Below are 22,642 nucleotides of genomic sequence, written 5' to 3' on the forward strand. Positions count from 1 at the left end.
ACTGGGAAGGTAGCGGACAGCTATCCGGTTAGCAAGGGAGGTTCCGGCACGGGTCGAGCGCGGACGTCGGACAGTGAGCTCACGGAGGCCGGTGTGCGGGCACGTGACGCGAAAGGGTCGAGGCGGATCCATTCACCGAGCGGATTCCGTCGGCCACCCCCCCCGTCTCGCGCCGCTGTCGGGGTCGGGTCGCCCTCAGTGCCGCCCCGGAGCCCCCGTGCGCAGGCCGTCCATGACGAGATCGAGCAGTCGGGTGGTCTTGGCGTGCCAGTCCCCGCGGATGTCGATCTGCCAGATGCCGGCGATGGCGAGGAGGAAGTCGTCGGCGGTCACTCCCGGGCGGATGGTGCCTGCCTCGTGGTTGGCGTTGAGCAGGGTTTCGATCGATCCGTACACCAGCGAGTACCCCGACGGCTCCGGCCCTGCCGTCGCGCCGGCGGCCTGGCGCAGGGCGTCGGCCAGTCCGGTCTTGGCCATGATGAAGCGGGCGAGGCGGTCCATCCATGTACGCAGGGCCTGGTCGGGCTCCTTGGTCTTCAGCAACTCGGCGGCGTGCTCGGTGAGTTGCTGCACCTCATGGCGGTACACCTCCATGATGAGCGCCTCGCGGTTGGGGAAGTTGCGGTAGAGAGTCCCTTGTCCGACGCCCGCCTTCTTGGCGATCACGCTCATCGGGACGTCCGCGGAATGCGACAGTTCGACCAGTGCCACCTCCAGGATGCGCTCCCGGTTGCGCTGCGCGTCCGACCGCTGTGGCCCGCCGGCCATCGACTCCACATGCCCTCCTCTCGGGCTTACGTCCGAAGCCCTTGCCTAACCGGACACTCGTCCACTAGGTTCCCCGGTGCCGGACTGCTGTCCGCTTGAGTTCCACCATAGCGGCCGGACCGTTCGACGACATTGGCCGCTGGTGTGCGCCACTGGCGTCCGCCCCTATATCCCGACTGATCGCCACCCGGCCTCGCCCCGTCTTCGGACACGCCCCTTGATCCGTCTGCCTGCCGGACGCTCCCGACGCGTCCCGAACCCGTGAAGGAAGGCTGATCCAGGAAGCGATCTCGTCATGCTGCACAGCCACGAACAACGGAGACGAACCATGAGTGAACGCGCCGACCAGATCATCGCTGCCCTGCGCAGCGGACACGACCACCTCGCCTCGCTGGTGCGCGGCCTGGACGCCGTCGACCTCACCCGGAAGTCCGGGGCGGCGGAGTGGGACGTGTCGCAGGTGCTCGGTCACCTGGGAAGCGGTGCGGAGATAGCCCTGGCCGTCCTCGAAGGCGCCCTCGACGGCACCGGCCCCAAGGACGCGGACTTCAACAAGTCGGTGTGGGCGCGCTGGGACGCGATGTCCCCGGGCGAGCGGGCCGAGCGCTTCGGGCCCGCCGACGAGGCGCTGGTCACCCGCTACGAGAGCCTCGACGCGCAGACGCGCGAGGATCTGCGGATCAACCTCGGTTTCCTGCCGATGCCCGTGGACGTGGCCACGGTGGCGGGCCTGCGGCTCAGCGAGCTCACCTTCCACACCTGGGACGTCGAGGTCGCCTTCGACCCGGCGGCCGTCCTGGCGTCCGCCGCGACCGGACCACTGCTCGACCAGGTCGGGATGCTCGTCGGCCGCCTCGGCAAGACCGATGCCCTGGACAGCCGTCCGGTCCGCCTCGCGATACGGGCCACCGCACCCGAGAAGTCCTTCGGGCTCCACCTCGACGAAGCGGTCGCGCTCGGCGAGGAGCCGGCCGAGCCCGACGCGGTGCTGAGCGCGCCCGCCGAGTGGTGGCTGCGCCTCACGACGGGCCGCCACGCGCCCGCGTACACACCGACGAGCGCGACCCTCACCGCAGGTGCCCTGACGCTGGACGACCTGCGGCGGGTCTTCCCCGGGTTCTGAGCCCGGGCGGTGGCCGGAGACACCCGCGACCTGTGTCAGCGGCCGTTCCCGATCTGTGAAAGAAGGCTGATGATGCCCCCATCGATGACCAGCACCATCACATTGCACATCAACGGCGAGAAACACAGGCTGCCCCTCGATCACCGCACCACGCTGCTCGACGCACTGCGCGAACGGCTCGGTCTGACCGGCACGAAGAAGGGCTGTGACCAAGGACAGTGCGGTGCCTGCACCGTCCTGCTCGACGGGCGCCGGACCGTTTCCTGTCTGCAGCTCGCGGCGGCGGCCGAGGGCCGGCAGATCACCACGGTCGAAGGTCTGGCCGACGGCGAGCAACTGCACCCGGTGCAGCAGGCGTTCCTCGAACTGGACGGTTACCAGTGCGGCTACTGCACGCCGGGACAGATCTGCTCTGCCGTCGCGATGCTCGAAGAACACGCGGCGGGCTGGCCGAGCGCCGTCACCAGTGACGTACGGCCCGAGACCGGGCCGCCGCCCCTTTCCGCGGACGAGATACGGGAGCGGATGAGCGGCAACCTGTGCCGCTGCGGCGCGTACGCGGCGATCGTCCAGGCGGTCGCACGTGCGGCCGAGGGGGAGAGCGCGTTTCGCTCTGGGCGTGAGCGGTCGCGCCCGAAAGAGGGCGGGTGCGGACAGGCCGCTCCTCGGACGCCGAAGCCGACGCCGCCGCCGACGCTCCGACGGACCCGCTCCCCAAGCGCCCTGAGGCACTCCCACGTGGCTGCAAGGCAGTGCCCTTTCCTTGGCGCCGCTCACTCGAGGCTCAAGCGTTGGACATCGTGGGGGCGCCGACATTGACCGAGGGCGCCAGGCGATCGGCGCTCCGCGCCAGGCGGAGGTGCGTGCCCGCAGCACCGACCGCTGAATTCCGTCACCACGACGACATTCGGCCAATACTCCACCCCTTGCCGTCTTTCGGACAACCGAACAACCGGTCCGCTGCTCTCACAGCGCGGGCACAGCAAGCGCCTCTCACGTGACGGCCCCGGCCCGGACCTCGCGGACGCGCCGTGCCGCCTGCTTCCTGCTCAACGCACCGGAGGACGAGGGAACCATGACCAGAAGACGCACCGCTCGGCTGCGGCGTACGCTGCTCGCCGGCACCACGGCCGTCGCCGTGACAGCCGTGACGGCCGGCATCGTGGCCGCGGCGCAGGAGCCGGCGAAGGCCGCGAGGGGCCCCGAGCTGAGCCTCATCGCGGCGACCACTTCGGTGACGCTCACCTCTTGGAAGGAGGAGCCGGGTGTGTACTTGGACCTCGGCACCTACCTCATCGCCGAGGGGGCACCGCTGGAGCTCAAGGTGACCCGGAAGTCCTACAAGGACCCGGTGACCATCACCCAGACCGTGTACGAGGGCGGCAAGGCCAAGACGAAGAAGCTGCCCGCCGGCACCGTGAAGGACTTCTCCGGCCTGCCCGGCTTCGCAGAGATCACCCTCACCGACGAAGCCGGCAAGAAGGTACTCACCCGCAGCGAGAGCTTCTGCCCGAACAACGCCAGCGGCCGAGTGCGGCCTGATGCACCCTCCACGTCCAAGTATCCGGAGAGCTGCCCCGCCAACCCGTTCACCCTCGGCTCCGTGTGGGGCGTCGAGAAGGGCTGGGCGGCCAACACCTACGCGGGCTCCTACACCGAGCCGGTCCAGCTGCCGGCCGGTACGTACACGGCCACGGTCGGTGTCGCCAAGAAGTACCGCGACCTGTTCGGCATCGCCGACAAGGCGGCCACGGTCAAGGTGACCGTGGTGGAACGAAGTGGCGAGGACGAAGAGGGCACCACCGGGGCGGTGCCCCGGTCCGCGAAGGCCGGCGAGCACGCCGGGCACGGTGCCGGTCACCAGGCGCCGACCGCGCACGCCGGTCACGGGCCGGGGCATGCCCCGGGCCCCGCCGAGGCCGCCGCGCCGGTGACGAGCGGTGCGGGTCCCTCGTACAACGTGGGCCACGGCCCGCTGAAGGCCGCGCCGCCGGCACTGCCGTGGGCACTGAAGAAGAAGCAGAAGTCCGCGCTGTCTCCGCAGGCCGGGGACACCGGCGGCCAGACCGACGGCTCGCGTCAGGCGCCCGCCCTCGAACCGCTGTCGAAGCGGCCCACCGGTAAGTCCTCCGTCCCGGACGTCCCCAAGCCGGACCTGCGCTCGCTGCCGGCCTACGGCATCACCATCAGCGACGGCGGCAAGGACATCCCGGGCAAGGACCACCTGGCGTTCAGCGCCAACGTCTGGAACGCCGGCCCGGCGCAGCTCGTGGTGGACGGGTTCCGCTCGCCCGGCAAGGACAAGATGGACGCCTTCCAGTACTTCTACGACGCCAAGGGCAAGCAGGTCGGCTACACCCCGACCGGCACCATGGAGTGGGACCCGCGCCCGGGGCACGAGCACTGGCACTTCACCGACTTCGCCAGTTACCGGCTGCTGAAGGCGGACAAGAAGGAGGCCGTGCGCAGCGGCAAGGAAGCGTTCTGCCTGGCCAACACCGACGCGATCGACTACACGGTGAAGAACGCCAACTGGCACCCGTACAACACGGACCTGGCCACCGCCTGCGGTGAGGAGAACTCGATCTCCGTTCGCGAGGTGCTGGACGTCGGCTCCGGTGACACTTACACCCAGGACCTGCCGGGCCAGTCCTTCGACATCACCGACGTGCCCAACGGCACCTACTACATCCAGGTGCTGGCCAACCCGGAGAAGCGGCTGAAGGAAACGAACCTCGACAACAACAGCGCCCTGCGGAAGATCGTGCTCGGCGGCAAGCCGGGTGAGCGGACGGTCACCGTACCGGCGCACGACCTGGTGAACGCCAACTGACCCCACAGCGCGACTCGGTGCGTGTCCTCGCCCTGGATCGGGGCGGGGACACGGCCATCGGCGGCATCCTCTGAGCGTGAGTCCGTAGCTCACATATGGCAGTCAACAGTCGCGGCGGTCGGTGACTTTCATTCGGGCGCTGAAGGGGAGCCGAGACGGGATGAAGCCCGTCGACCAAAGGTTGCTGCGCCAAGAGCGGCCTCGGCCGAAGCCGTCGCTCCCCGACGGCGGGGCGGCGCTGTCCGGATGCATTCGCCCTCTTTGGCGTGCACACGCTCGGATTCGTAGGGTCGCCCTGACATCGAGCGGGATGGGGCGGCAGCGGCTTCGACTGCGGGTCCGGGGGACGGTTGGTGGCAGTGACCCACGGCGACCTCGCCGCGCGATGGGCTGCTGCGAGGCCTGGTGCGCGGGCCAGGCGGCTCAGCCGTGCAGCCCCTTCAGCATCACCGCCAAGTAGCGGCGGCCGGACTCCAGGCGCGTCTGCTGGTCCTCGGCATGGACGTTGGCGGCAAAGGCGATCCCGCACATGAGCGGCAGCAGGTCGTCCCAGGTGACCACACCGCGTACGGCGCCTGCTGCGCGCGTGCGGTCGAGCAACTGGCCGGCGAGCGAGTCCAGTGCGGCGGTCAGTTCCTCGGTGCGGGGCAGGACACGATCCGGCGCGGCGCGCACGATGGTCAGCGAAGGGTCGGTCAGCTGCGCCTCCAAGGTGACGTCGAGGAAGCCGGTCAAAGCCTTCCAGGGGTCTTCCTCGGTCAGTGCCCGTTCCGCGTGGGCGACCAGTGCTTCCAGACCCGGGGTCGCCACGGTCTCCATCAGGGCCTCCGGTGTCGGGAAGTGCCGGTAGACGGTGGCCACTCCCACGTTGGCGAGGCGGGCGACGTCGTTGAGCTGCAGCGAGGTGCCCTCGTCGACGAGCTGCCGGGCTACGTCGACGATGCGCTGCCGGTTGCGGGCAGCGTCCTTGCGCATGGGTGCACTGGTCATGCGAACAGCATAAACGGATGAAGTATCCGCCTTGTGTTACGGTGAAGCGGATACATCATCCGGTTCGCTGTGGCGGCCCGCACCACGAGGGGAAACACGATGCCGTTCACCGTCACCGACGTGCCGAACCTGCCCGCCGGGTTCACCGACACGTTCACCAGCCACACCGTCAAGACCGGCGACCTCACCCTGCACGCCGTGGCCGGCGGTGACGGCCCGCCGCTGCTGCTCCTGCCCGGCTGGCCGCAGTTCTGGTACAGCTGGCGCCTTGTCATGCCCGCCTTGGCCGAGCACTTCACTGTCATCGCCCCTGACCTGCGCGGCATGGGCGCCAGCGACAAGCCCGCCACCGGCTACGACGCGGCCGCGCTCGCCGACGACATGGCCGAGTTGATGACCGCCCTGGGCCACGAGCGCTTCGCCGTCGTCGGTTACGACCTGGGCATGCTGGTCGGCTACGCCCAGGCTGCGAGCCACCGTGACCGCGTCACTCGCTTCGTCGGCGCCGAGTCGATCCTTCCCGGTCTCTCGCCGTCCCCGCCGTTGATGTCGGACCCCGCGACCAACGAGTTTCTGTGGCACTTCGCCTTCAACCGGCTGCAGGGCATCAACGAGCGCATGGTCGCCGGCCGCGAGGAGATCTACTTCGGCCACACCTTCACGTCCAAGACAGCCACACCCGGCGCCATCCCGCAGCACGCCATCGACGTCTACGTCGACAATCTGCGTGACCCGGCTGCTCTGCGCGCCAGCTTCGAGTACTACCGGACCCTGGACACATCCGCCGAGCACGCCCTGCGCTGGCGTGACGAGGGACCGCTGTCCATCCCGGTCCTGGCGATAGGCGGTCAGTACAGCACCGGCACCATGCCGGCGGAGACCATGCGCATGGTGGCCACGGACGTCACCGGCCTGGTCATCCCCGGAGCCGGCCACTTCCTGCCCGAAGAGGCACCGGAGGAACTCAGCAAGGCAGTGCTGGACTTCCTGCGCTGACCGGGCGATCCCGCCCCGCACGACAAGAGGCCGCAGGACCTCGGCCACAAGCCACGTGAAGGCCATCCTGCGCTGTGCAGTGTCGCCAATACGGCCTCGTCGTCGGCGGGGGGAGCAGGAACCGGGCCCCGCACCGTTGCCGCGGCCGGGTGTCGCGGACGCGTACCCCACACCGACCCCGTCACCGGGCAGATGTCATGCGGTAGTTGATGACCTCCTTCGAGCCTAGAGGAACGGCGAGCAGGAACGAACAGGGTGCGGGTGGGGGAGTCGCCGTTGCTGATGAGGGTCCCGCAGGGCCAGGACGGCTTCCCCTCCGGGGACAGTCCGCCGGCTGCCGGTGATATCGAGACGGTCCGCCACCAGATGCCGTGCTGCTCCTCCACGATGCCGCTGGCGACCGGCCATCCGGCCTCGAGGGCCTCGTCGTAGGGGAGATAGGCGGCGTTGTTCTCCAGCTAGCGGCATGCCCGGTCCGCCGCACCCCGTTGATCTGCGGACAGGCCCAGTTCTGGAGGACCTCGACGATGTCCCGGTATGAATCCGGCAGCACTCCCACGGCCAGTCCGGGCGCCAAATGCGGCACCAGCCGCACCCCGACCGCCGATTCCGCCGGGGACCGGCGCTCTGCCATCTCCGCGTCGCCCGCGTCCGCTTCCGCCGCGGCAACCGAGACGCTCTCGTCGCCCGACAGGATCTCGGTCGTGCTCGCCCGCGTGATCTCCAGCCGGGAAAGCACCACCTCCCGCGTTGTTCGGCCGGCCCGGTCAGGCCGGTTGGGTTTGCGGTGTGGGCGGGGCGGGTTGCTGTGCGCGGCTGCGGATCCGGACGGTCACTGTGCTGGCGCAGCCGGCGAGGATGCCGAAGACGAGCGCCGCCGACACGCCTGAGCCTTCGGAGACGTAGTAGGGCAGGGGCCCACCGGTGCTGCCTTGATAGGAGAGGAGCGAGTGCCAGAGTTCGCTCATCACCATGCCCAGGGTGGTGGCGACGGCGCCGAGCGAGTAGGCGGGGTAGGTGACGCGGTCGAGTAGGACGGGCAGCAGCCGCAGCCCCCACCAGACCAGGGCGAGTAGCACCAGGTCGCCGATCCGGTACAGCAGCCAGCGCCCGGGAGCGGAGCCAGTGGGCAGGGTCCAGGCGCCAAGCTGGATCCACTGCCGCAGCAGATCACCGGGCTCGGACAGCCGCTCGTTGCCCGCGAACCCGGTCTGCATCCGCCCGGCCACCCGGTCGTTGGACAGGACGGCGAGGGCGATGGCGACCACGGCGGTGCCCAGGGTCGCGGCGAGCGGCGCGGTGGCCGCGGTCGGCACAGGCCGGCCAGGTGGGGGTGTCACTTCGGGCCGCAGCAGGGTCATGAGGCCGACGGCGCCCGCGGCGGCGACCAGGGCAGCACCCACCGGGAGTTCGCGGCCCTGGGACATGGCACTTGCGAGGCCGGGCAGCAGCCGGAACGCGGCGGAGCCGCCGGAAGCGACCATCCAGGGCGCGGACACCGTGACGGCGAGCATGGCCGCAACGATTCCCCAGCCCCACAGGGCCGCCACGGCGACGGCCGCGCGCCCGGCGCCGCGGTCCGACAGCCGGCGCAGCAGTGGCACCGCGCCGCACGCGAAGAGCAAGACGAGCGCGGCGTAGCGCACCTGCATGGCGGTCTCCCTCAGGGCCGCGTAGTCAGCCCCGTGTCCGGGTGCACCTGCAGGGTCGGTGAACTGGGCTGATGACGGGGAGTCGGTCGACCAGGGCATCGTCCACGCGGTCAGGCGGTTGACAACGGCCTCAGATGTATCAGACATCCAGAGCGTGCTGCACCCAGGGACAGCACGACGCTCGGGACGCCTGTCCGTGGCCGGGCTGATCGCCATGCGGCGTGACTCCCACACCCGGCTGGCGGGGCTTGTGGCGGTCTCTGCGCCTCTGGCCAACCTGAAGGGTCGGCTGGATCTGGTTGAGGATCCCGCACACCGGCATCCCCAAGGCGGCATCTATGGCCGGCTGTTTCCGAATGGGCTCCGCAAGAACGGCCGCAGAGGAACAGCAAGCCCGGGCCGCAGCGCAAGATGCCGCTGACTGAGGTCACCACCCCGGGCCCCGTCCACGACAAGGCCCGCATTCACCGGCGTCAGGAGGGCGCCAGGATCAAGGCGCCTGTTCTTGCCCGCCGTGTCCAGTGCGGCGAATGTGCACCGTGCCGGCGTCCAGGTCCACCCGGAAGGGCGGGTCTTCCGCCGGCCTGACGTTCTTGCGCACGCGTTCCTGTTCCATAGCGCGTTTGACGGCCTGGGCTCCGGGGTCACTCTCCTGGATGAGGTCAACACCGATGGACGACAGGCCCTTGGTCTTGCGCGAGTAGATCCAGCCCCGAGCCTCCATCACCAGCAGAACCCGATCCGCCAGGAACACGGCAACGCCCAGCCCAACGACTGCTCCGGCAGCCCACAGCACAGTGTCCACCGGTCAGCGACCATGCCGCAGCCGATCGACCCAGCGGCCGAGCCCTCGACGTGACCGGCGAGGACGCGGCTGACGGGGCCGACGCTCCTCTGCCCCCGCTTGACCGGCTTGGCCAGGGCCTCGCCCCCAGTGGTCGTCAGGCGACAGAATCGGCGCCTTGCGTTCCGCCTGCGCTCGGATCTCAACGTGAGCCTCATGAGCCGTGATCCGGAATGCCTCCTCGTATGAGGCCAGGGCTGCACTCATGGCCCCGCCCGCGAGGCCCCGTCGACGGATATGCGCCGCCAGCCACACAAAGAAGCCCAGGACTGCGGCAAGGACCCCGACCAAGATCAGGAACGGTAAGAGCGCATCCATAGACACGAGCCTACTTCGCTGATTCTCGACATCCCCGACCACTGGCACCGCGGCCGCACCGGCCTGAAGCTCCAATCGCCCAGCCGCTACCGCAACAGCCACCGCACAGGCCTGGCGACAGCGTTCACGGCCTCGGGGCGATGTCCCCCGTCGATATGTCCGCCGTTCGGGGGTACGGCCAGCGCGGGACAACGCGACCCCGAGCCGTCGTTCCGTCGCGAGGGAGCGGCCAACGTTCCAGGACACATCACGTCAAGCCGAAACTCGCGTGGGCCGGTATCGCAGGGCTACCGCCCCCGACCGGAACTCATGGCGGTCCACGAGCTCGAGCTGGATGCGCTCGCGCAGACCGGCGAGCAATGTCGGCCCGTGTCCGGCAAGGACCGGCTGAACGAGGAACTCGTACTCGTCGATCAGTCCCAGATCTGCCAACGCCAGGGGGAGCGTCACGCCACCCACCCACAGGCCCTCGCCTGACTCCTGCTTGAGCCGCTGAACCGCTTGCCCCAAGTCGCCTCGCACCAGGTCGGCATTCCAATCGACCCCGCTCAGCGTGCTCGACACGACGTACTTCTGCGCCCGGTCGATGGTCTCGGCGAACGGGATCTGCCACTCATCCATCCAGTCAGGCCACGTGCCCGTGGCCGGCTTCCGCCACGCCGACTCCATCATCTCGTAGGTCACCCGGCCGAAGAGCAGGGCATCAGCTCGCTCCATCTCAGCGGTCCAGTAGCGCATCGACTCCTCGTCCGGGGGGAGCCCTGCCTCGTGATGGCAGCAGCCGTCGAGCGTGACGTTGATCGAGTATCGAAGTGGTCTCATCTCGTTGCTCTCCTTGATGCGCGCCCCGCGTTCACCGGACCCTACTCAGACGACTGTCGGCGCCATTTCTCATCGGCGCCCCGATCGCACCTACTTTGACGCCGTCGTGATGCGAACCTTAACGTCGTCGTGATGCGAACCAGACCGCAGACGGAGCGCGTGACCGATGCGGCGCTCGGGGCGTTCAGGTTCGCAACGGGGTGGCGCCCATAACGCTCGACTTCGATGCACGGTGCCGCGTCACCTACCGCCGGCTCAGGGGCAACGACGAAGGTCGCAACGTTGCCTGGACGCGGCACGAGTCAGTTCGGTGGTTGATCCAGTTGTTCCATCCGTCGGCTTGCCGCGTTGCGGACGCGGTGGGTTCGTCCCTGTTCGGCGAGCAGGGTGAAGGCGTCGGACAAGGTGATGATCTGCGTGGTCGCGGCTGTGCGTGGGAACCAGTCGGATGCGGCGGTAAGCGCCTCGGCGGTCCATGGCTCGTCCAGGGCGATGGTCCTCAGCAGGTCCACTCGCCCAGGCGGCGGGCGAGGTAGTCCCGGTCCCCGATGACCGCGGCCATGATGTGAGCCCAGACGGTGAACTCGGCGTCGGTCAGAGGCTGGGCTGCCCGGCGGTCCAGGTGGTGAACCACTGCCCCTTGCGCCATCGCCTCATCCTGATCGCGCAGCACTGCGGCCACCAGCTCCGCCTCCTCCGCCTCCGAGACGGCATCGAGGGGCTACAGGTAGTGCGCGTAACGCTGGTGCTCGGCGGGTTCACGGTCGTGCTGCGGGTCGGTCATGTCGGGCCGTTCGACCAGCTGGCCGCGTTCGAAGCGGGCGCCGGCACGGACGAGGGCGACGAGGTCCCTGCGGAACGTAGCGAGCCCCACATGGCGTCCGGCGGGCGGGGCGCCGGGGGTATGTGCGGATGCGGCAGTGGTGCCAGTCGTGGCGCCAGGCAAGGACGCTACCCGAACCGGCGGTTCGGACGGCCGGGGCAACGCTTTACCCAGGCCTCTGTGGACCCAGGCGGGGACCTGGTGGCCGTATCCGTAGTCCGAGGGCCGCCCGCCCCAGGGCATCAACGCGGGGTAACGGGATGCGTGTCCGGGCCCGGGCCGGGAGTGTCGTGCGTGGTCACCCTGACAGCTGTCAGGGACCTGCTCGTCCCAAGCCTGCCTAGCATGACGAACCAGCTGGACACACCTGGTGCCGGTCACCCGAGAGGACGTAGATCCCGATGACACTTCGACCCCGTCGCCCGGGCGTGCTCATCACCGCACTGGCCACCGCAGCCACTGTGCTGGGCCTGGCAACGCCCGCGGACGCCGCCATCCACCGGTGCAGCATCTCCGGGGACATGACGAACTGCACGACGGTGACCGGGATCGACCCGGGTTCCTGGCTGCAGATGCGCACCGGTCCCGGATACGGGTACGCCAACGTTCCCCACGGGACGCTCCTCAACGGTGACGAGGTCGGCCTCACCTGCTGGACGACCGGCGACGGAGCGGCGGACAACCCCAACTACCGCTATTGGATGCTCATCGACGTGGGGGTGCGGTCGGGCTACGTCAACGACTGGTACCTCAACACCGGCAACCCCAGCGTGTGGCAGCAGCAGATCCGACACTGCTGACCGGCGGGTCCCGCCCGAGTCAGCCGAGCAGGAGGAGAGACAGATGCGCGCAAGAGGACTCGCGGTCGCGGCCGCGCTCACGGCCGCGATCGCCGGCGGCCTAGGCACCACGGGCACCGCCCACGCCTCGTCCCACGGGCACAACGGCGTCTGTGAGGCCGCCGAGGTGTGCATGTACTGGGGAAGCGGCCTCACCGGCTCCTACCACGACTACTACCTGCAGCAGCCGGACTTCGCCGGCGACAGGTTCCTCGGTCCGGGGTCGGGTCAGGGCGAGCAGGTGAAGAACAACTCCGCCTCGGCCAGCAACCGCTTCGTGTGCAACGCACGGGTGTACTACAACGAGAACTACAGCGGCCCGTACGACACCGTTCCCTCCTACGGGTCGGCGAACCTCGTCAACGCCTGGAACGACAACGCGTCGTTCAACTGGGTCTGCTAGATCGCCGACGACACCAGGGCGCGCCCCGCTCGACGGGGCCGCCCGCAAGACGCCACGGGGGGATTCCTTGCGTACGAGAGCCGCGGCCGCCGGCATGCTCCTGCTTCTGGGGGCCGTCGGGTGCTCCCCTGACCGCGTCGACGCCGCACCGGCGCGGCCCGAGGTGACGGCGACCCCACGGGTGCTCGACCCCGTGGGCCTGCGTCTGCCGCTGGAGGAGTACCAGTTCAGCGACGCGCAGTGGGCCCGGGTGACGTCTGCGCAGCAGATTCTCGCCGCCGCGTGCATGAGGAGGTTCGGGCTGCGGTACGAGCCCGTGGAGAACGCGGGTCGCAGCCCCGTGCGCTCGCGCACGGACCGTCGCTACGGGCTGGCGGATCCCGGGCAGGCGCGGGCGCACGGCTACCAGCTACCCGCTGACAGCACCGGGCCCGTCTCGCGACCGGCGCTGTCCGACGATCAGGTGACGGTGCTGGAGGGCAGGGGCGTCGGTCACGGACCGGAGCGGTCGCCCGCTCCGGTCCGTCACCGCGGAAAGCCCGTGCCGGAGGGGGGCTGCATGGGGGAGGCGCGCCGCGCGCTGGTCCGCGACGGCGCCGTCGGTGAGGCGGAGGCGGTCCGCCGCATCGACACCGCCAGCGTGCTGCGGGCGATGGAGGACCCGCGCGTACGGTCGGCCTTCGAGCGGTGGTCCGCCTGCATGGAGAAGCGCGGGCACGCCTACGACGACCCGTGGCAGGCGATCAACGACAAGGCCTTCCGGGGCACCGGGGTCACGCCGCGGGAGATCGCGACGGCTGTGGCGGACGTGGCCTGCAAGAGGGAGACCAACCTTGTGGGCGTCTGGTACGCGGTCGACGCCGCGCACCAGAGACGGATGCTGGCAGCAGCCGGAGAGCGGCGGCTGGAGGCCCTCAAGGAGCGCAAACGCGGCCAGCTCGCCGCTGCCGGGCACGTCCTCGCCACAAGGAGCGCCTCCGGGCGCGACAGCTGACGGCCTGTCTCTCCGGTTGCCGCTGACCTCACTGGGTGTTCGGGTTCAGGTCAGGCGCCGGAGCGGGTGCCGCCTCCGTACTTGTGCTCCACCAGTTGGTATCCGGCTTGGCGTGCTCAAGCTGTTGACGGACCAGACGGGTCGTCAGAGGCGCTGGCGACCCGTCATGAACGGTCAGAGTGGAAGAACGAGGCATTGGAGGCCAGTGTTGCCGCCGATCGCCAGGTCCGCGTCCTCGACCGTGGCACCTACCGCGAACTGGCCGTTGACGCAGGCGATCTCGTCCGTCGGGGCCGCAGAGGCGGTGGGGACGGATCCCAGGGCGAGCAGTGCGGCCACGAGCATGGTGGTCATCACGGCGGCTGAGGTGTGGCGAATACGCATGGAGCCTCCCGGGATGGGCTGATGGTTGCCCTCCGGGCATGCCCGCACCGCTCATAGGCATGTCGTGTCACCTGACAGATCAGCAGATCGAGCGAGGCTTCGCACGCCTGTGCCCCTTATGGCGGCTGTTCGTGTGTGAGCGCGGGACCGCCGAAGCACTTCATGGCGCGCCACCTGCTCCAGGGGCCGGGGTGAGCGGCGGCCAGGTCTGTGCGCAGCAGCCAGGAGCCCGGCCCGCTCGCGTCCTTCGGCCGGCTGCCCGGAACGACCGGGAGCTGAGTCTCAACTGGACTGTCAGCGGCACGTGCTAAGCCATAGCAGTGCCCCGATGAGGGCTTGTGCAGGATAAAGCGGCATTGTGGGGGATTACTTGATCACGACGGATGCTGACGGTATCCGGGTCTGCTCGAAGGCCGAAGACCACCGCTGGCCGGACGACGGCCGCGGCCGGGGCTGCCCGTTCTGCGCGGGCCACCGTATCTCTTCCACCAACCGTTTTTCAGACCTCTATCCGGACGACGTCTCGAGGTTGGACATCGAACGCTCGGGCGTCACCGCAGACCAACTGCGCGTCGGCAGCAGTCAAGTGGTGTGGTGGACGTGCGACATCAACCCCGCGCACCCGTCGTTCCGGCGGAGCGTGAACGCCTTCACCGGGGGCAGGAAAGGTGGCGGCACCAAGACGTGCCGCGAGTGCCGCCTGGTGGGGACCTCGGTGCAGGAGCTCCAACTGAAGGCTGAGCTCGCCACCGTGCTGCGTATCGATCAGGACCGCAAACGGGTGCCGGACGCCGACGGGTGCAGCGCGGCCGTGGACATCGTCGCCGTCGATGCGCACGGCAACCCCTCTCTTGTACTGGAGTTCGACGGAGTCTGGTGGCATGAGGGCAAGGAGGAAAAAGACGCCGCCAAGGCTGCACGACTGCGCGCCGCGGGGCTGACTGTGGTGCGGATCCGCGAGGCGCCCCTGGCACCACTGGATCCGACGTTCGATGTGGTCATCGGGTTCCTGGCTGCCGCCGAAGACGCCGCCGCCGACGTACTGGACCACTTGGCCGGGCTGGGGTTGGTAGGAAAGGCCGAGGCCTACCGCTATCGCGAGGATTCCTTCGGCGGCCCACAGAACCGGCCTCTTGCCGCGCAGTGGATCCGCGACCGCCTAGGGGAAGCCGCGCTTCGTGTCGAGCGGAACCTGCACAAGGAACGGTGGGCGCGGATGTATGCCGCACTCGTCAACTTCGAGGCTGTCGAGGGCCATTGCTACCCGAGCGATCGGGAAGTCACGGTCGACGGCGTCGATCTGGCCCGTTGGGTCCGCAAACAGCGCGCCTTGGCTGCCAGTGGCGGTCTGGACGACGAGCGCGCCCGACGTCTGTCCACCATCGACTCGTGGTCTACCGAGAATGCCCATGACGCCTCATTCCGCCGACAGCGCGACCGCTACCGAGCCGCGGTACTGAACGAGCGCGGCGCGATGGAAGCGCGCGAGGCGACCGTGTGGGCGAACAACATTCGTATGACTCGCAAGCGGCTGACTGACCAGGGTGAGGACCTGCCCGCATGGAAGCTCGAAGCCCTGGCATCGATACCTGGTTGGAGCTGGGACCCCTTCGAGGAGGGGTTCCTGGCCAAGGTCATGGTCCTTCAGCACTTCACCGCCGAGACTCAGCGCAGTGTGGGCAGCATCAAGCAGAGAGAAGAGTGGAGTGGCCACAGGATTGGAGTCTGGATCAACTCCTTCCGGAACCGGCGGGCCACCTATGACGCGGAGCGCAGAGCCGTTCTGGAGGAGTTGCCGGGCTGGGCGTGGACGCCACAAGAAGACGTTTGGAACGCTACGTTGGCCGAATTGCGCGTCTGGGCGGCCGAACACGGCCGGATGCCACGAGCGCACGCTTCCGACGCCATCGAACGGCGACTTGGGGTGTGGAAGCGGAACAACAAAAGCAAGCGCCAAGGTCGCACCGACGACGGCCAGGCTGTCCGGCTACGGGCTCTGCTGGCCGAGTACGGCGAGCACATGCCCTGACAGGGGTCGGCTACGCGAGCAGGAAGCGGTTGGAAGTGCAGGCCGTCCTGGCACGAGCGCTCTTCCACTGAGGCAGCACCCGACAGGACAGCCGGACAGTGGCCGGGTTCCCAAGCGGCCCGGCTGTGAAGACTGTCCTCACGCCTCGACCGGGAAGTAGTCACCCTTGCGCAGGTTGCAGATTCAGTGGGCGAGCTGCACGTTGTCCAGGGTGTGCGCCCCGCCGGCGGTCAAAGGGACGCGGTGGTCGAGCGTCGCGCACCACATGTCGGGCCAGTCCCGGCCATGGTCGACGGGGTTGCGGCAAATCTGGCAGATCCATCCGTCGCGAGCGTAGACGGCGAAGGGATCGATGCGTTCGACGGTGGCCTCGAGTGCCAATTTGCGCATCCTGGCTGCGTAGCTGCCGGCGGCACGCAATTCGCGTTTCAGGCGTTCGGAGCGGGCCGCGTACGCCGGTGTCCACATCGACGGTACGACCTGCTTCCCGCGCACGAACGCCGTCCTGGTCTGTCGATCACCGCGTTGCGGCACTACGACGACGTCGGGCTGCTCAAACCCGACTACGTCGATCCCGGTACCGGATACCGAGGGTGCCGGCCTGGCCAGGTTTACGAGGCGCGTCTGTACGCGACGCTGCGCCGTCTCCAGGTTCCCGTCGACGCGATGCGCGCGGTTGGCGAACACGGCGTCGGCGCCGTGTTTGCCGAGCACCGTGAACGCCTGCAAGCCAGAGCCGACTCGCTGACAAGGCTCATCGAGACCGTCGATCGCTACATCGAGAAAGGGCTGCCCGTGAAGACCCGCCGTATCAGCCAGGTCACCATCGTGGCCGATGACCTGCCCGCGTCGGTCGCGTTCTACCGCGAGGTCTTCGACGCCGCCCACCACGAGGAGATCAGCTCGTTCCAGTTCGGCACCTACCCTGACGACGACTTCTTCCTCTTGACGGTGGCCAACCGCGACTCGCACCCGTGGCCCGGCGGGCCGGCCAAATGCGGCCTGGGCGTCGAGGACATCGACACCGCGCACGCTCGGGCACTCGCCGCCGGCGGCGTGGAGATCGAAGCACCGGTCGACCAGATGTGGAAGCCACGGTCCTCCACGGTGCAGGATCCGGCGGCAACCACATCGATCTGTACCAGGGGTAATTCCAAAGGTCGCGCCGGTGTGTTATGCGAAAGGTCATGGGGACGCACCGCTCGATCAGTGATCAGCCGGACAGAACCTAGTGGACCGACGTCGTGGCCAACTGTGCTGCTAGCGTTGCCTCTTGAGCGAGGGGGAGACAGCGCGTGACGTCGACTGCGTTCCGTATCGGCGGGGATCTGAAGGTACGGCGGCTCGGATTCGGGGCCATGCACTTGCCGGCGGAGCCGAGCCCGGCCCGTGATATCTCTCTCGCGGTCGCCCGGCGGGCCGTCGAGCTGGGCGTCACCCTGATCGACACCGCGTATCTGTATGGCGGGGGAGCCAACGAGGAGCTACTGGCCGAGGCCCTGCATCCCTACCCGGATGGGCTGCTCGTCACTACCAAGGTCGGCGTTGCGCGTTCGGGCCCTTCAAGCGAGTGGAGGCTCGACGGGAGGCCGGCTGTTCTGCGGGCTCAGGTCGAGCAGGCTTTGCGCCGACTGCGTCTGGAGCGGATCGAGCTGCTGCAGTTGCACCGTATCGATCCGGAGACGCCGCTCGCCGACCAGCTCGGCACGCTGCGGGATCTGCGGACCGAGGGCAAGATCGGCCGGATCGGGCTGTCCGAGATAACCGTCGACGAGCTCAAGGAGGCACGAGAGATCGTGGACGTCGCGAGCGTGCAGAACCGCTACAACCTGCTCGACCGTGAGCACGAGCCCGTGCTCACGGCCTGTGAGGCGGCAGGGATCGCGTTCCTGCCATGGCGCCCCGTCGCCTGGGGGGAGTCGGGGGCGAGGTCGGAGGTCGCCGCTGTGGCGGCCGAGGTTGACGCCACGCCCACGCAGGTTGCGCTCGCTTGGCTTCTCAGCCGCTCACCGGTCATTCTCCCCATCCCGGGCACCGCGCGGATCGACCATCTTGAAGAGAACCTCGCTGCGGAACGCGTCCAGCTGACTCAGGCACACCGCGATCGCCTTGACCGGCTGCCCGGCTCGGCATAGGGCTCAGCATCAGGATGCAGAGGCGGGAGCCGTGCAACGGTGTTGCGCTCCAGGGAAAGAGGCAATGGTGCGTCGCCGGGCGGTGCGTATTCCATGCCAGAGGAGGAATGCGATCCGGTCATCACTTGGCTGCCGACGGCAAGTTGCTCAATCGGGGCATCCCGTCTGGACAGGAAACCCACGTGCCCCGAGATCATCGCCGGTGATCTACTACCGATCATGCCGTTGCTGATGCTGGACCTCGACAACACCCTGGTCGACCGCGACGCCGCCTTCCGTGACGCCGTCACCGCATTCCTCACCGAGCATCGCCTGCCCGACACCGACCTCACGTGGGTGATGGCTCTCGACGCCAGCGGCTATACCGCCCGCCACGATGTCGCCGCAGCAATGACCGACCGGTACCGGGACACGGTGTCCACCACGGCCATCCATGCCCTGCTCGACCATGGCGCTGCCGATCGCGTCGTACTTGCCGACACATCCCGCGAGGCCCTGGACAAAGCACAGACCGACGGCTGGACCTGCGTGATCGTCACCAACGGCCGCACTGCCCAACAGGAAGCCAAGATCCGTCACTCCGGACTCGATCAGCTCGTCCAGGGCTGGGCGATCTCCGAGGCGGTCGGCTGCAAGAAACCCGAACCGGAGATCTTCCACGCGGCCGCGGATGCCGTCGGAGTGCCCCTCATGGGCGCGTGGGTCATCGGCGATTCCCCGCATGCCGACATCGCCGGCGCCAACGCGCTCGGGCTTCGAAGCGTGTGGATGTCAAACGGACAGCTGTGGGCTCAGGACTCCTACCAGCCCACTCATGTCGCCGAGGATGTCGCCACCGCGATCGACCACGTCATCAGTGCGCCGAGATAAGGCACGACCGACCCTCTTCGTCGTCTCAGCAAGGCCGAACCTGTGAAACTTCACCAACACCTCGCACGGGTTCGCCCGAACATGTGCGCTTTGCCGAACGACTCGTTGGAGGCGATGGCGACGCTGTTCTTCTCCTCGCGTTCGGTCAAGACCTGAGGGTCAGAACGATCCGGGCGCTGTCGACGCTGCCCCACGAGTCGTTCCACGGACCGGTATCGGTGCTCGGCCGTGGGCTGCTTGCCCCCCACCAGCTGTGCATCATCGGCTTCCCACCCGCTGTCAGGATGAGGTGGAACCGCTCGTTGTCCACCTCACTCCCCTTCCCACCCGTCCTCGTCGGGTGTTCCCGGCAACGGGGATGGCCTCGCCCAGGCGCTCCGCGATCGCCGTGCGGGTCAAGGGCTGTCGCGGTACCCGGGGCCGTGCCCCGAGCCCTGGCGCCGGAGTTCGAGCTGGAGGCCGACGAGACGATGCACGCACGGATGCGGACCCTGGGGGAGAAGCTCAGCTCCGTATGACGGTCTTGCAGAAGAAGGTGGCAGCAACGTTGCCCCGCAACCGCTCCGGCATGCGGAAACTGGCGCTGATGCGCTGCACTTCGCCGTCGCCGGCCGTGAGCGTGAACTGGCCTGGCTCCGGGTCCGGGATGTCACCGAGGCCATCGGCGACGTTCTCACCCGTGTCGGCGCCCGGGCTCAGCTCGGCATCGGGCCCACCGGGCACAGCCCCCGCCGCGGGCAGACGGCCGAGTTCGGTGCGGTGGCCGAGCTACCGGGCCGGGGGGTGACTGTGGAGATGGGCGGCAGCCTTCTCGGTCAGGTCGTCGAGATGCTGGTACACGTTCGTCGCCTGCGGAAATCCATTCCCGTGGGCAGTTCGGGCGAGCGCCCGGTTCAGCTCCTTGAGTTGCCAGACCGTACCTTGGGCGAGGGCGCTCATGTCGCGCGGCGACTCCAAAGACATGTCCAGAGCCTTCCTTTCGAGCCGCAGAATCGCGCTGCTGAACCGTTCCCGGGAGTCCCGGCGTTCGTCGTCGGTGACAGAAGAGTCGATGGTGGCGGCGCGCAACGTGAAGTCCCCCATGTCGTCGGCGAGGACGCGAGCATCATTGAGGAAGGCGGTGTAGACCTCGCGTCGGATCTGGCGGAGCCATTGTTCATAGGCACTGGATGCCTGCTTGTCCGCCTGGTACATGGCGCCCTTGAGGGCGATGCGGGCCGCGCCCCAGGCACCGCCCGCGCCGACTACCGCGCCACCGAGCGCTCCGACGAGACCGGCTATCGCTGCGTCCATCCCAACTCCCCGGGTGCAGATCGATCACGCCGCGTGAGCCTATCGGGTGGCGTTCAAGCGGACGGACAACGTGTGCATGGGTGCCGGTAAGTGACAGATAGCCCGGTACGTGCCGCGGCACGGTGGGGTTACCTCCTGGGTGTCGATGACGTCTGGGTGCCGATAACGTCGAGTAGTTGCAGCCTACTGGCGGCGTCGCTGCCCGGTGGTGCGGTGAGGATGACGATGCGCAGGTCACCGCGGTGTTCAGTGAGGATGTCGCAGTCCAGGTCGAGCGGTCCGACGTCGGGGTGGTGGACCGTCTTCGTGTGCAGGGCGTGCTCGCCGACCTCATGGCCGTCCCACAGGGCGGCGAAGCGGGGACTGGCGGAGCGCAGGTCCGCGACGAGGCTTCGCAAGGCCGCATCCTTGGGGTAGCGGGCGCAGGTGGCGCGCAGGTCAGTGACCACCGCAGCCTCGAAACGGGCCTGCTGTCCCGCGGTGTGCCGCACGCGGCCGGGCGGTGCGGTGAAGTGCTGCCGTACGAGGTTGCGTTCCCGGTGGGCGAGCGTGGACGGATCGCCGAGCAGGGCGGCGTAAAGGCGGTTCCAGGCGAGGAGCGTCCAGGCCGCGTCGTACACGCCGACGGGCGTGCCCGGCAACTGGTCGACCAGCCGCTGCACGCCTGGGGTAAGCCGGATCGGCAGGTGGCCCTCCGGTGGCTCGGGCTGCCCGGCCAGGGCGAACAGATGCCGGCGCTCGGCCTCCGACAACTGCAGTGCCCGCGCCAGCGCCCCGAGCACCTGGGCGGACGGGGATGTCGCCCGGCCTTGCTCCAGGCGGACGATGTATTCGGCTGAGATACCCGCCAGCAGGGCCAACTCCTCACGCCGCAGCCCGGGTGCGCGGCGGTTCCTCCCGGTGGGCAGTCCGACGTCGGCTGGGGGCACGCGGTCGCGCCAGCGGCGTAGCGCAGCTCCCAGGTCGCTGTTGCTCTGCGGCGGATGCCCGCCGCCGGTGCCGTGCGCGCTCATGGGTCCAGTATCGGCGCGGCGGGGCAGACCATGCTGGTACTGGCGTTACCAGGAAGAACAGTGAACTGCCCGGACAGCCGCCACTGGGCGAGGCTCTTCGTCATGACGACGACGCTCATCACCGGGGCCAACAAGGGCCTCGGCTTGGAGACCGCCCGCCGACTCGTCGCGGCCGGGCACACCGTATATCTAGGCGCCCGTGACGCCCGCCGTGGCGAGGAGGCCGCTCGGCAGGTCGGCGCCCGTTCGCTGCTCATCGACATCACCGACGACGCTTGCGTACAGGCGGCCGCGCAGCTGGTGCGCGAGCAGGCCGGGCGCCTCGACGTCCTGGTCAACAACGCCGGGATTGCCGGCTCGGTGCGGCCAGCAGCTGAGATCACCGCGATGGACATGCTCGCGGCGTTCGACACCAACGTGTTCGGCGCCGTACGTGTCACACATGCTTTCCTGCCGCTGCTGGAGAAGAGCGCGACGCCGGTCGTGGTGAACGTCAGCAGTGGGCTTGGCTCGCTGGCCATCGCCTCGGATCCGGACGCCCACGCCTTGCTGGTACCGCTCTGGGTGGCCTCGCTGCCGTACAACTCCTCCAAGGCCGCACTGAACATGGTCACGACGCTCTACGCACGCGCCTTCCCGAAGATGCGTATCAACGCCGTCGACCCCGGCCACACTGCCACCGACCTCAACGACCACACCGGCGCCCAGACCGTCCAGGAGGGCGCCGACATCATCGTCCGGATGGCCCTGGTCGGCCCCGACGGGCCGACCGGCAGCTACGTCTCGGCCGGCGGCCCTCTCCCGTGGTGACCGACAGCCTCCCTCTGACCTCAAGGAGCACGAACATGACGAGCCCACGCCGCGTCGAGGTCGTCCTCGACTTCGTCTGCGTCCACTGCTACATCGGCTTCACCCGCTATGCCCAGGCCATCAGCCAGTACTGCGCCCAAGGGGGTGCGGTCGAGACGGTCTTCCGCCCCTTCCAGCTCCAGCCCGAGGCATCGCCCGCCGGGGAGCCGCTGGTCGATGTGTGGGCGCGCGAGCGCGGCGCGTCCGTCGCCGCGAAGCTCGCCGCCGACACCTCCTTCGGCGCCGCTGACGCTCTCACACTTGATTTCCGCCGCGCGGTGTTCACCAACACCTTCGAGGCCCACCGACTTGTAGCCCAGGCCGCCGTACAGGGCACCGGTGAGGAAATGGTCGAACGACTGTTCCGTGCATACTTCGCCGACGGGCTGAACATCGCGGACCCCGGCACGCTCGCCCGGCTCGCCGCCGAGACGGGCGTCACGGACACCGGCGACGGTGTGGACGAACTGCGCGCCGAACTTGCCCGGGTCCGCGCGCTTGCCCTGCCAGCGCCGCCGGTCTTCCGCTTCGTCGGGGGAACCACCTTGTCCGGAGAGGTTGGCGTGGATGACGTCCTCGCCGCACTGCATTGCATCCCCCTCGACCTCCGAGAGCCGTCTCCGCGCCCGCGGGGGTAGCTCGATCGCGCGCAGGTGCCCCGCTG

General features: G+C 68.8%; 25 protein-coding genes and 1 pseudogene. 13 read left to right on the forward strand and 13 right to left on the reverse strand.

Annotation, left to right across the window (positions count from 1 at the left end):
* Positions 1-195: 195 nt before the first annotated feature.
* Positions 196-768 (reverse strand): TetR/AcrR family transcriptional regulator, encoded by a 573-nt coding sequence (locus tag ACH4G3_RS41005; RefSeq protein WP_397629283.1) that lies wholly within the window; start codon positions 766-768, stop codon positions 196-198.
* Positions 769-1,096: 328 nt separating this feature from the next.
* Here ACH4G3_RS41005 and ACH4G3_RS41010 point away from each other — a divergent pair, with 328 nt between their 5' ends.
* From ACH4G3_RS41010 to ACH4G3_RS41020, 3 genes and pseudogenes are all read left to right on the forward strand, one after another.
* Complete coding sequence (locus tag ACH4G3_RS41010) at positions 1,097-1,891, forward strand: maleylpyruvate isomerase N-terminal domain-containing protein (RefSeq protein WP_397629243.1); 795 nt, start codon at positions 1,097-1,099, stop codon at positions 1,889-1,891.
* A gap of 72 nt (positions 1,892-1,963) precedes the next feature.
* A pseudogene (locus ACH4G3_RS41015) lies at positions 1,964-2,497 on the forward strand ((2Fe-2S)-binding protein); the annotation flags it as partial.
* A gap of 469 nt (positions 2,498-2,966) precedes the next feature.
* On the forward strand, positions 2,967-4,724 hold the full coding sequence (locus ACH4G3_RS41020) for a lysyl oxidase family protein (RefSeq protein WP_397629244.1): 1,758 nt from the start codon (positions 2,967-2,969) through the stop codon (positions 4,722-4,724).
* A gap of 423 nt (positions 4,725-5,147) precedes the next feature.
* Here ACH4G3_RS41020 and ACH4G3_RS41025 read toward each other — a convergent pair whose 3' ends face one another.
* The gene (locus ACH4G3_RS41025; protein ID WP_397629245.1) at positions 5,148-5,714 is read right to left on the reverse strand and encodes a TetR/AcrR family transcriptional regulator; all 567 of its coding nucleotides are present in this window, start codon (positions 5,712-5,714) and stop codon (positions 5,148-5,150) included.
* A gap of 99 nt (positions 5,715-5,813) precedes the next feature.
* Between ACH4G3_RS41025 and ACH4G3_RS41030 the strand changes: the two genes are divergently transcribed.
* Positions 5,814-6,710 (forward strand): alpha/beta fold hydrolase, encoded by an 897-nt coding sequence (locus ACH4G3_RS41030; protein ID WP_397629246.1) that lies wholly within the window; start codon positions 5,814-5,816, stop codon positions 6,708-6,710.
* Positions 6,711-7,477: 767 nt separating this feature from the next.
* On the opposite strand, the gene ACH4G3_RS41035 is transcribed toward ACH4G3_RS41030, so the two are convergent.
* The 6 genes from ACH4G3_RS41035 to ACH4G3_RS41060 all read right to left on the reverse strand — a co-directional run bounded on the left by ACH4G3_RS41035 (position 7,478) and on the right by ACH4G3_RS41060 (position 11,220).
* Positions 7,478-8,362 carry a hypothetical protein gene (locus tag ACH4G3_RS41035; RefSeq protein ID WP_397629247.1) on the reverse strand — a complete coding sequence of 295 codons (885 nt, stop codon included), beginning with the start codon at positions 8,360-8,362 and terminating at the stop codon, positions 7,478-7,480.
* Between the two features lie 490 nt (positions 8,363-8,852).
* Positions 8,853-9,167, reverse strand: a complete 315-nt coding sequence (locus ACH4G3_RS41040; protein ID WP_397629248.1) for a hypothetical protein — start codon at positions 9,165-9,167, stop codon at positions 8,853-8,855.
* Positions 9,168-9,776: 609 nt separating this feature from the next.
* Positions 9,777-10,346, reverse strand: coding sequence for a dihydrofolate reductase family protein (locus ACH4G3_RS41045; RefSeq protein ID WP_397629249.1), 570 nt, complete (start codon positions 10,344-10,346; stop codon positions 9,777-9,779).
* A 302-nt stretch (positions 10,347-10,648) separates the two neighbouring features.
* Positions 10,649-10,858: a hypothetical protein gene (locus ACH4G3_RS41050; RefSeq protein WP_397629250.1), complete on the reverse strand. Its 210-nt coding sequence runs from the start codon at positions 10,856-10,858 to the stop codon at positions 10,649-10,651.
* On the reverse strand, positions 10,846-11,028 hold the full coding sequence (locus tag ACH4G3_RS41055) for a hypothetical protein (RefSeq protein WP_397629251.1): 183 nt from the start codon (positions 11,026-11,028) through the stop codon (positions 10,846-10,848). The genes ACH4G3_RS41050 and ACH4G3_RS41055 overlap by 13 nt, the downstream gene beginning before the upstream one ends.
* Positions 11,029-11,067: 39 nt before the next feature.
* Positions 11,068-11,220 carry a hypothetical protein gene (locus tag ACH4G3_RS41060; RefSeq protein WP_397629252.1) on the reverse strand — a complete coding sequence of 51 codons (153 nt, stop codon included), beginning with the start codon at positions 11,218-11,220 and terminating at the stop codon, positions 11,068-11,070.
* Between the two features lie 350 nt (positions 11,221-11,570).
* Here ACH4G3_RS41060 and ACH4G3_RS41065 point away from each other — a divergent pair, with 350 nt between their 5' ends.
* The 3 genes from ACH4G3_RS41065 to ACH4G3_RS41075 all read left to right on the forward strand — a co-directional run bounded on the left by ACH4G3_RS41065 (position 11,571) and on the right by ACH4G3_RS41075 (position 13,405).
* Positions 11,571-11,969: an SH3 domain-containing protein gene (locus tag ACH4G3_RS41065; protein ID WP_397629253.1), complete on the forward strand. Its 399-nt coding sequence runs from the start codon at positions 11,571-11,573 to the stop codon at positions 11,967-11,969.
* Between the two features lie 43 nt (positions 11,970-12,012).
* Positions 12,013-12,411, forward strand: coding sequence for a peptidase inhibitor family I36 protein (locus tag ACH4G3_RS41070; RefSeq protein WP_354747519.1), 399 nt, complete (start codon positions 12,013-12,015; stop codon positions 12,409-12,411).
* Positions 12,412-12,478: 67 nt separating this feature from the next.
* Positions 12,479-13,405 carry a hypothetical protein gene (locus tag ACH4G3_RS41075; RefSeq protein WP_397629254.1) on the forward strand — a complete coding sequence of 309 codons (927 nt, stop codon included), beginning with the start codon at positions 12,479-12,481 and terminating at the stop codon, positions 13,403-13,405.
* Positions 13,406-13,579: 174 nt separating this feature from the next.
* On the opposite strand, the gene ACH4G3_RS41080 is transcribed toward ACH4G3_RS41075, so the two are convergent.
* A complete protein-coding gene (locus ACH4G3_RS41080; RefSeq protein ID WP_397629255.1) occupies positions 13,580-13,789 on the reverse strand; it encodes a hypothetical protein in 210 nt (69 codons plus the stop codon).
* Positions 13,790-14,159: 370 nt separating this feature from the next.
* On the opposite strand from ACH4G3_RS41080, the gene ACH4G3_RS41085 reads away from it, so the two are divergent.
* The gene (locus ACH4G3_RS41085; RefSeq protein WP_397629256.1) at positions 14,160-15,818 is read left to right on the forward strand and encodes a helicase associated domain-containing protein; all 1,659 of its coding nucleotides are present in this window, start codon (positions 14,160-14,162) and stop codon (positions 15,816-15,818) included.
* 183 nt (positions 15,819-16,001) lie between these two features.
* On the opposite strand, the gene ACH4G3_RS41090 is transcribed toward ACH4G3_RS41085, so the two are convergent.
* A complete protein-coding gene (locus tag ACH4G3_RS41090) occupies positions 16,002-16,313 on the reverse strand; it encodes an HNH endonuclease (RefSeq protein WP_397629257.1) in 312 nt (103 codons plus the stop codon).
* 30 nt (positions 16,314-16,343) lie between these two features.
* Between ACH4G3_RS41090 and ACH4G3_RS41095 the strand changes: the two genes are divergently transcribed.
* The 3 genes from ACH4G3_RS41095 (at position 16,344) to ACH4G3_RS41105 (ending at position 18,823) form a co-directional block, all read left to right on the forward strand.
* On the forward strand, positions 16,344-17,117 hold the full coding sequence (locus ACH4G3_RS41095; protein WP_397629258.1) for a VOC family protein: 774 nt from the start codon (positions 16,344-16,346) through the stop codon (positions 17,115-17,117).
* Entirely contained in the window at positions 17,114-17,953 is an 840-nt protein-coding gene (locus ACH4G3_RS41100; RefSeq protein ID WP_397629259.1) for an aldo/keto reductase, read from the forward strand. Before ACH4G3_RS41095 ends, ACH4G3_RS41100 begins: the two co-directional genes overlap by 4 nt.
* Positions 17,954-18,172: 219 nt before the next feature.
* Positions 18,173-18,823 (forward strand): HAD family hydrolase, encoded by a 651-nt coding sequence (locus tag ACH4G3_RS41105; RefSeq protein WP_397629260.1) that lies wholly within the window; start codon positions 18,173-18,175, stop codon positions 18,821-18,823.
* A gap of 504 nt (positions 18,824-19,327) precedes the next feature.
* Here the strand turns inward: ACH4G3_RS41105 and ACH4G3_RS41110 are convergent.
* From ACH4G3_RS41110 to ACH4G3_RS41120, 3 genes are all read right to left on the reverse strand, one after another.
* Positions 19,328-19,546 carry a hypothetical protein gene (locus ACH4G3_RS41110; RefSeq protein WP_397629261.1) on the reverse strand — a complete coding sequence of 73 codons (219 nt, stop codon included), beginning with the start codon at positions 19,544-19,546 and terminating at the stop codon, positions 19,328-19,330.
* Positions 19,547-19,591: 45 nt separating this feature from the next.
* Positions 19,592-20,116, reverse strand: a complete 525-nt coding sequence (locus tag ACH4G3_RS41115; RefSeq protein ID WP_397629262.1) for a hypothetical protein — start codon at positions 20,114-20,116, stop codon at positions 19,592-19,594.
* 128 nt (positions 20,117-20,244) lie between these two features.
* The gene (locus ACH4G3_RS41120) at positions 20,245-21,129 is read right to left on the reverse strand and encodes a helix-turn-helix domain-containing protein (protein WP_397629263.1); all 885 of its coding nucleotides are present in this window, start codon (positions 21,127-21,129) and stop codon (positions 20,245-20,247) included.
* A 102-nt stretch (positions 21,130-21,231) separates the two neighbouring features.
* Between ACH4G3_RS41120 and ACH4G3_RS41125 the strand changes: the two genes are divergently transcribed.
* Both ACH4G3_RS41125 and ACH4G3_RS41130 read left to right on the forward strand, forming a co-directional pair.
* Entirely contained in the window at positions 21,232-21,939 is a 708-nt protein-coding gene (locus tag ACH4G3_RS41125) for an SDR family NAD(P)-dependent oxidoreductase (RefSeq protein WP_397629264.1), read from the forward strand.
* A 35-nt stretch (positions 21,940-21,974) separates the two neighbouring features.
* Positions 21,975-22,616 (forward strand): DsbA family protein, encoded by a 642-nt coding sequence (locus ACH4G3_RS41130; RefSeq protein WP_397629265.1) that lies wholly within the window; start codon positions 21,975-21,977, stop codon positions 22,614-22,616.
* Positions 22,617-22,642 lie beyond the last annotated feature (26 nt).

The sequence above is a fragment of the Streptomyces afghaniensis genome (assembly GCF_044327915.1).
Lineage (GTDB): Bacteria > Actinomycetota > Actinomycetes > Streptomycetales > Streptomycetaceae > Streptomyces > Streptomyces afghaniensis.

Bases quoted from the DNA above. Each gene is read 5' to 3' on its own strand.
- ACH4G3_RS41035 (WP_397629247.1), bottom strand. From the start codon at position 8,362: ATGCAGGTGCGCTACGCCGCGCTCGTCTTGCTCTTCGCGTGCGGCGCG.
- ACH4G3_RS41005 (WP_397629283.1), bottom strand. From the start codon at position 768: ATGGCCGGCGGGCCACAGCGGTCGGACGCGCAGCGCAACCGGGAGCGC.
- ACH4G3_RS41080 (WP_397629255.1), bottom strand. From the start codon at position 13,789: ATGCGTATTCGCCACACCTCAGCCGCCGTGATGACCACCATGCTCGTG.
- ACH4G3_RS41115 (WP_397629262.1), bottom strand. From the start codon at position 20,116: ATGGACGCAGCGATAGCCGGTCTCGTCGGAGCGCTCGGTGGCGCGGTA.
- ACH4G3_RS41070 (WP_354747519.1), top strand. From the start codon at position 12,013: ATGCGCGCAAGAGGACTCGCGGTCGCGGCCGCGCTCACGGCCGCGATC.
- ACH4G3_RS41025 (WP_397629245.1), bottom strand. From the start codon at position 5,714: ATGACCAGTGCACCCATGCGCAAGGACGCTGCCCGCAACCGGCAGCGC.
- ACH4G3_RS41120 (WP_397629263.1), bottom strand. From the start codon at position 21,129: ATGAGCGCGCACGGCACCGGCGGCGGGCATCCGCCGCAGAGCAACAGC.
- ACH4G3_RS41020 (WP_397629244.1), top strand. From the start codon at position 2,967: ATGACCAGAAGACGCACCGCTCGGCTGCGGCGTACGCTGCTCGCCGGC.
- ACH4G3_RS41030 (WP_397629246.1), top strand. From the start codon at position 5,814: ATGCCGTTCACCGTCACCGACGTGCCGAACCTGCCCGCCGGGTTCACC.
- ACH4G3_RS41130 (WP_397629265.1), top strand. From the start codon at position 21,975: ATGACGAGCCCACGCCGCGTCGAGGTCGTCCTCGACTTCGTCTGCGTC.
- ACH4G3_RS41065 (WP_397629253.1), top strand. From the start codon at position 11,571: ATGACACTTCGACCCCGTCGCCCGGGCGTGCTCATCACCGCACTGGCC.
- ACH4G3_RS41045 (WP_397629249.1), bottom strand. From the start codon at position 10,346: ATGAGACCACTTCGATACTCGATCAACGTCACGCTCGACGGCTGCTGC.
- ACH4G3_RS41105 (WP_397629260.1), top strand. From the start codon at position 18,173: ATGCCGTTGCTGATGCTGGACCTCGACAACACCCTGGTCGACCGCGAC.
- ACH4G3_RS41010 (WP_397629243.1), top strand. From the start codon at position 1,097: ATGAGTGAACGCGCCGACCAGATCATCGCTGCCCTGCGCAGCGGACAC.
- ACH4G3_RS41125 (WP_397629264.1), top strand. From the start codon at position 21,232: ATGACGACGACGCTCATCACCGGGGCCAACAAGGGCCTCGGCTTGGAG.